The sequence below is a fragment of the Pseudoalteromonas sp. HF66 genome (assembly GCF_011806445.1).
Taxonomy (GTDB): domain Bacteria; phylum Pseudomonadota; class Gammaproteobacteria; order Enterobacterales; family Alteromonadaceae; genus Pseudoalteromonas; species Pseudoalteromonas apostichopi.
This window is the reverse complement of the sequence record NZ_JAATOU010000025.1, coordinates 46637-53030: the sequence shown is the minus strand read 5'-3', so window position 1 is coordinate 53030 and position 6394 is coordinate 46637. Positions and strand designations below refer to the sequence as shown.

The following is a 6394-nucleotide window of genomic DNA, read 5'->3' as shown; positions in this document are numbered from 1 at the left end:
TAGCTGATAGCTGATAGCTGATAGCTGATAGCTGATAGCTGATAGCTGATAGCTGATAGCTGATAGCTGATAGCTAACTCCTCACCTATATTTTTCATAAAATGATAGCGCTGTCATTTTAGTTTTTATATGATAGGAACGAATTATTAACAAAAATGACAAATAGTACGCAGAAATACCGTACACTCAGGGCTTAAACGAGGAGAATGTAATGGGCTTTAAAAGGTCAGTATTCGCGGTAATGCTAGCAACTGCGCCTGTGATGGCAAATGCAGCGTTGACCCAATCGCAAGTTAATCACTTTGCTAAAGATACCGAGTTATTATTTTCGGTTGAAGATAACTTTCGTAATAAAGATGCGGGCTTTTTAGGGAAAATTACCCTCAATAATCGTTCTGATGTGCCATTACCTGCGGGTGAAAGCGACTGGCAACTTTATATTCACTCAGTGCGTGAAATTTCGACAGAGCATGTTGCTGGCCTTAATATCGAGCACGTTAATGGCGATTTACATCGCATTGTACCAACCAGTTCATTTAAAGGTTTAGCGGCTGGCGAGAGCTTAGAGCTGCCGTTTGATGCACAAGTGTGGATTGTCGCTTACAGTGACTTTATGCCACGCGCGTTTTTTGTTTCAGGTAAGAACAAACCCGCGGTATTCGCAAATACCGACACTGAAGACTTTAAACAGTTTGTAGCACCATTTACCCGCGAAAATCAGTTACGTCGTTACAATGAACCAAAAGATTTATCGGTTTTAGCAACAGCTAAGATCCGCTATGAACGTAATAGTGCTGATAAGTTTTCGGTCAGTAAAGACGATGCTTTAAAGCGCATTATTCCTAAACCACGTAAAGTCGATTTTAATCGTGGCAGCGCGACACTCAATAGTAATTGGCAAATTAGTTATCAAGGGCAACTTAAACACGAAGTCATGGTGTTTATGCAAGACTTACAAGATGACTATGGCATTAGCCTTAAAGCACAACCTGACCATATTAATGTAGGCAAAGACAAAGTTATTCGCCTGAAAGTTGACCCTAAGCTCAATAATGCAAAAGCAGAAAGCTATACCCTTGAGATTGATGATGAAGTAATCACAATCGTGGGTAGTGATAACGCAGGTGTATTTTATGCGATGCAAAGTTTATTGAACCTGATCCCTGCAAACAGCCAAGGTAGTGCGAGTTTACCGCAGTTAGAGTTAGAAGATTCACCGCGCTATGGCTGGCGTGGCATGCATTATGATAACGGTCGTAACTATCATGGCAAAGAAGCCATGTTCAAGCTTGTTGAGCAAATGGCACGCTACAAAATGAATAAGCTGCATTGGCACTTTTCAGAAGATGAAGGTTGGCGACTTGAGATCCCTGGTTTACCTGAGCTCACTGACGTTGGCGGTTATCGCTGTTTTGATTTAGAAGAGCGCGAGTGCTTATTAACTCAGCTTGGTACTGGGCCATTTAAATCTGGCTCAGGTAATGGCTATCTGAAACGTGAAGAGTTTGTCGAGTTACTAAAGTTTGCCAAAGATCGCCATATTCAAATTATTCCTGAAGTTGAAGGCCCGGGCCATGCGCGTGCCTCAATCAAAGCGATGGAAGCACGCTATCACAACATGCTAGAGCAAGCTGAAAAAGCCGCTAAAAATAATATTAAAACTCGTTCAGCGAACAAAGAAGTTCAGCACATCGATATGGGACCAGCAACACAATACTTGCTAACCGATCCTAAAGATACCTCTGTGTACATGACGGTACAAAACTACAAAGATAACTCAATGAATGTGTGTATGGACTCGACCTACGCATTTTTAGATAAAGTGACCTATGAGCTTCAGCAGATGTATCGCGAAGCAGGTGTTCAGTTAAAGAACCTGCACATTGGTGGTGACGAAGTAGGTGCTGGTTCGTGGATTGGCTCACCAATCTGTCAGGCGCTATTTGCAGATCCTAACAATGGTGTGTCTGGCCCCGCTGATTTAAAGCCTTACTTTACCCAGCGTGTTGCAACCTTACTTGAAAAGCGCGGTATTTCTCCGGGTATTTGGGAAGACGGCATCATGTATGACCGCGAAAATTCGTTTAAACGTGATGAGTTCCCTAATAAAACTTTTACCGTTAATACCTGGGATAATATTTGGGAGTGGGGTGTTGCAGATAGAGCATACCGCCTAGCCAATGCAGGTTACCAAGTGGTGCTATCACATGGTACGCACTTGTATTTTGACCACCCATATGAAGCAAGCCCAGAAGAACGAGGTTATTACTGGGCAACCCGTTACACAGATACTAAAAAAGCGTTTAATTATATGCCAGATGACGTGTATGCAAATGCTGATTACACGCGCACCCGTGAGCCAATCGTTAATTTAGAAGCTTTGGTTGGTCGTCCATTACCTAAACTTGAAAAGCCTGAGAACATTTTAGGTATGCAAGGTCAGGTATGGTCAGAAACGATTCGCACTGAAGATCAAGTATTAGCAATGATCTTCCCGCGTATTCTGTCAGTAGCAGAGCGCGCATGGCATAAAGCCGATTGGGAAGGTGAAAGTGTAGATACTAAAAAACAAGCAAAAGATTGGGCTGAATTCTCAAGTGCAGTAGGCTTAAAAGAGCTTGATAAATTAGCTAAAGACGGCATCAACCTGCATTTACCAGTACCGGGTGGTGTGATTGAAAATGGTAAGTTATATGCCAACAGTGCATTTGGTTATTTGAGCATTGAATACAGCTTAGATAACGGCCAAAGCTGGCAAACTTACGCTGAACCAGTCAAAGTTGATAGCAATGCAAAAGTTACGTTACGCACTCGCTTAAACGCACAGCAAGCCAGCCGCGTGACCGTTGTGGGTGAGTAATGCCTTCGTTTTGCGATAAATAAACATGACGCCTGCAGTAAACCGCAGGCGTCATTTTTTGTTTTAAACCACTTATTTTCACAAAGAGGATAAGAGACGCTACGCTTAAGAGAAAGTAATGTTTTGGTTTCCTCATTCTTTTCTCATTCATTACTCTTTGTGCAAAAAATTATTGAACCACAGAGTACACGGAGGCGCTGCGCGCTTCACAGAGAAAGCCAAATGATTACAAAGAGGGTAAGAGAGCGCTACAAAAAGCATTATTAGTACTTCCTCATTCTTTTCTCATTTACTTCTCTTTGTGAATAAATTTTCGCGCGAAATAAATTTCACGCCTACGGTATTGACTATCACTTCAGTTACGTATCCGCACATTCGGCTCAAAACTGACAGCTGAAAGCTGACCGCTCCTAGAAACCACTTAAAAGAAATATGTCAGCGCTGTCATTTTTGTTGCAGTAGTGTTATAAATATTTAATATACCTTTTATATAATCATCTAAATGAGCAGCGCTATAGAATTGAACTGTGCTGTTACGGGAAATGTTATGTCTGAAATGAATAAACAAAGCAGTGTTGTGCCTATGGCAATTGTTGCCACGCTGTTTTTTATATTGGGTTTTGCTACGTGGTTAAATGGCTCATTGATGCCGTTTCTACAGCAAGTTTTACAGCTGTCACCTTTTCAGGCATCGCTGATTATTTTCTCATTTTATATTGCAGTGACCTTTACTGCCCTACCTTCAGCAATGATCATCAGAAAGGTCGGCTATAAAAATGGTATGGCACTGGGTATGGCAACTATGATGGTGGCAGGCTTGCTATTTATTCCTGCTGCAAAAACGCAGGTGTTTGCGCTATTTTTATTTGCGCAACTTGTTATGGGAGCTGGGCAGACATTGCTACAAACAGCAGTTAACCCGTATGTTGTAAGAATCGGCCCAGAAGAGTCAGCTGCAGCCAGAGTAAGTATTATGGGTATATTAAATAAAGGTGCTGGTGTTGTTGCGCCGATTGTATTTACCGCATTAATACTGAGTGATTTTAAAGGTTTTGTCGGTAAAGAACTTAGCCAAACTGATATTGATGCCATGGCTAATGGCTTAATATACCCCTATTTAGGAATGGCACTTTTTATTGGTATACTTGGTTTTGCAGTAACGAAAATGCCACTGCCAGAACTTATTGATGATGCTGATGAACAAAAACCAGGGCAAGTAAAAGAAGCACTAGCGCATCCAAGCCTTGCTTTAGGTATTGTAGCATTATTCGTATATGTTGCTGTTGAAGTGATAGCAGGTGACACAATAGGCAGTTTTGCGTTGTCGTTAGGTGTTGAAAAATATAGCGTGATGACCTCGTACACCATGGGTTGTATGGTGTTAGGTTACTTTTTAGGGATTTTACTTATCCCACGAGTACTGTCGCAGCAAACAGCGCTGACTATCTCAGCAATATTGGGTTGTGTGTTAACGTTAGCGATAGTCACAGGTAGTAATGAATCTGTATTTATATCAACATTATTTGGCCTAAAATCGGTACTGCCTGATACCCTATTGCTCATTGCTGTGCTAGGCTTTGCTAATGCGATTGTTTGGCCAGCCGTTTGGCCGTTAGCACTATCTGGTTTAGGCAAACTTACAAGCGTAGGTTCTGGTCTGCTTGTTATGGGTATAGCCGGTGGCGCATTTGGCCCATTATTTTGGGGCCTTGCAAGTGGTGGTGTAAAAAGCGCTGAAGCGCAACAAATGGCTTACATTGTTATGTTGCCTTGTTATTTATTCATACTTTTCTATGCTGTGAAAGGCCACAAGATGAAAAGTTGGAAGTAATTATGAGCTTGAGGCTAGATGTAAACCTAATGGCCTTGAGCTTTGAAAAGCATTTCTAGTAAATAGAAATAATCCCGTGTGTAATGCCACCGAAAGGTGGCATTTTTTTGTTTGGGATTTGAGAGATTAGGTTCTAGGCTTTCGCGCGAAATAAACTTCACGCCTACAATATCTCGCACCTCGTATTTCGCATTTCGTATATCGTAGGAACGGCTTTAGCCGTGAATAGGTCAAATCTGTTCGGCGTTAAAACGCCTCCTACAATGTAGGCCTCACGCTTGCTTGGCGCGTCTTCCATTCAATACCCAGGCGGCAAAACAATACGGTTCCAACAAACAAAACAATCTAGCTTACAGCCAACCGCTTAAAGCTATTACCCACAGACAATACAGTTCGGCTCAAAACTGACAGCTGAAAGCTGACGGCTTTTTGAATTGAAAGCAGGTGTTAAAGATAAATCTTGGAACTTAAAATAGAAAATTATATGGATTTACTAAGGGAGAGAAGTGGGGCGACTGATGGGGCTTGAACCCACGACAACCGGAATCACAATCCGGGGCTCTACCAACTGAGCTACAGCCGCCACTGAGATACACCTCGTTTGGTGTGGCGCGCATATTACATAATTAAGTTTAGCTTGTGAACCCCTAAAATGAAAAAAGTCGAAAAAACTTACTTGTCTCAGAAAATTCAGAAATAACCCTTTGGTCAGCTGGCGTTCAGTTTCGCAGATTAGACTTGCGTTTTTTGTAATTGAGCAAATACTCATTTCTTAGTTTTGCGTGTAATTTAATGATTTTTTAACCAAAGATCATATATAATTTGCACAGCGTCATGCTACAAATGAACTTCAGGAGAGAACATGGATACAATAATGAACTGGATCAACGAGAATTCAGGTTTAATCATACATTACGCCGTTCAGGCGGTTCTAGCGCTAATCATTTTCTTCATCGGTGGTCGCATCGCTAAATTCTGCGAAGGCTTAACCGAAAAAGCATTTGATAAAAAGAAAGTCGATAAAGCTGTAGGTTCATTTGTTGCTAGCATTGTCTATGCAATTGTATTTGCTGCAACAATCTTAATGGCATTATCTCAACTTGGTATTGAGACAACATCGTTCATTGCTATTTTAGGTGCGGCAGGTCTAGCTGTAGGCTTAGCACTTCAAGGTTCACTTTCTAACTTTGCATCAGGCGTTTTAATCATCTTACTTCGTCCTTTCAAATCAGGTGACTATGTAGAAGCTGGTGGTAAAGCGGGTACAGTTAAGAAAATCGAAATTTTCTCTACAGAATTACGTACACCAGATAACAAAGTAATTATCATGCCTAACTCATCAATTATGGGCAGCCCAATTACTAACTTCTCTCGTGAATCAACTCGTCGTATCGATTTAGTTATCGGTGTTGGTTACGATGCAGATCTTAAAGAAGCGAAAGCAGTACTTAAATCAGTTTTAGATAAGGAAGAGCGCTTATTAAAAGACCCAGCATACACAGTAGCTGTATCTGAGCTTGCTGATTCAAGCGTAAACTTTGTCGTTCGCCCTTGGGTTAACTCAGCTGACTACTGGCCAACGTATTTCGACTTAATGGAAAACATTAAGATCGCATTAGATGATGCCAACATCACAATCCCATTCCCGCAAATGGATGTTCATTTGCACAAAGAAGACTAATAAGTCTAACTTACAAGTAGTA

At 41.4% G+C, this 6394-nt stretch carries 3 protein-coding genes and 1 tRNA gene; 3 read left to right on the top strand and 1 reads right to left on the bottom strand.

Features of this window, described 5'->3' with window-relative positions; genetic code table 11:
• Window positions 1-211 precede the first annotated feature (211 nt).
• Both HCZ11_RS17885 and nagP read left to right on the top strand, forming a co-directional pair.
• On the top strand, window positions 212-2860 hold the full coding sequence (locus tag HCZ11_RS17885; protein ID WP_167659119.1) for a family 20 glycosylhydrolase: 2649 nt from the start codon (window positions 212-214) through the stop codon (window positions 2858-2860).
• Between the two features lie 547 nt (window positions 2861-3407).
• Window positions 3408-4691, top strand: coding sequence for an N-acetylglucosamine MFS transporter NagP (gene nagP, locus HCZ11_RS17880; protein WP_130050447.1), 1284 nt, complete (start codon window positions 3408-3410; stop codon window positions 4689-4691).
• Window positions 4692-5198: 507 nt separating this feature from the next.
• Here the strand turns inward: nagP and HCZ11_RS17875 are convergent.
• Window positions 5199-5274: transfer RNA gene (locus HCZ11_RS17875), tRNA-His, on the bottom strand.
• 279 nt (window positions 5275-5553) lie between these two features.
• On the opposite strand from HCZ11_RS17875, the gene HCZ11_RS17870 reads away from it, so the two are divergent.
• Window positions 5554-6372: a mechanosensitive ion channel family protein gene (locus HCZ11_RS17870; protein ID WP_054563554.1), complete on the top strand. Its 819-nt coding sequence runs from the start codon at window positions 5554-5556 to the stop codon at window positions 6370-6372.
• Window positions 6373-6394 lie beyond the last annotated feature (22 nt).

Excerpts from the sequence above, each read along its gene's own strand:
- HCZ11_RS17870 (WP_054563554.1), top strand. The coding sequence starts at position 5,554 with ATGGATACAATAATGAACTGGATCAACGAGAATTCAGGTTTAATCATA.
- HCZ11_RS17885 (WP_167659119.1), top strand. The coding sequence starts at position 212 with ATGGGCTTTAAAAGGTCAGTATTCGCGGTAATGCTAGCAACTGCGCCT.
- nagP (WP_130050447.1), top strand. The coding sequence starts at position 3,408 with ATGTCTGAAATGAATAAACAAAGCAGTGTTGTGCCTATGGCAATTGTT.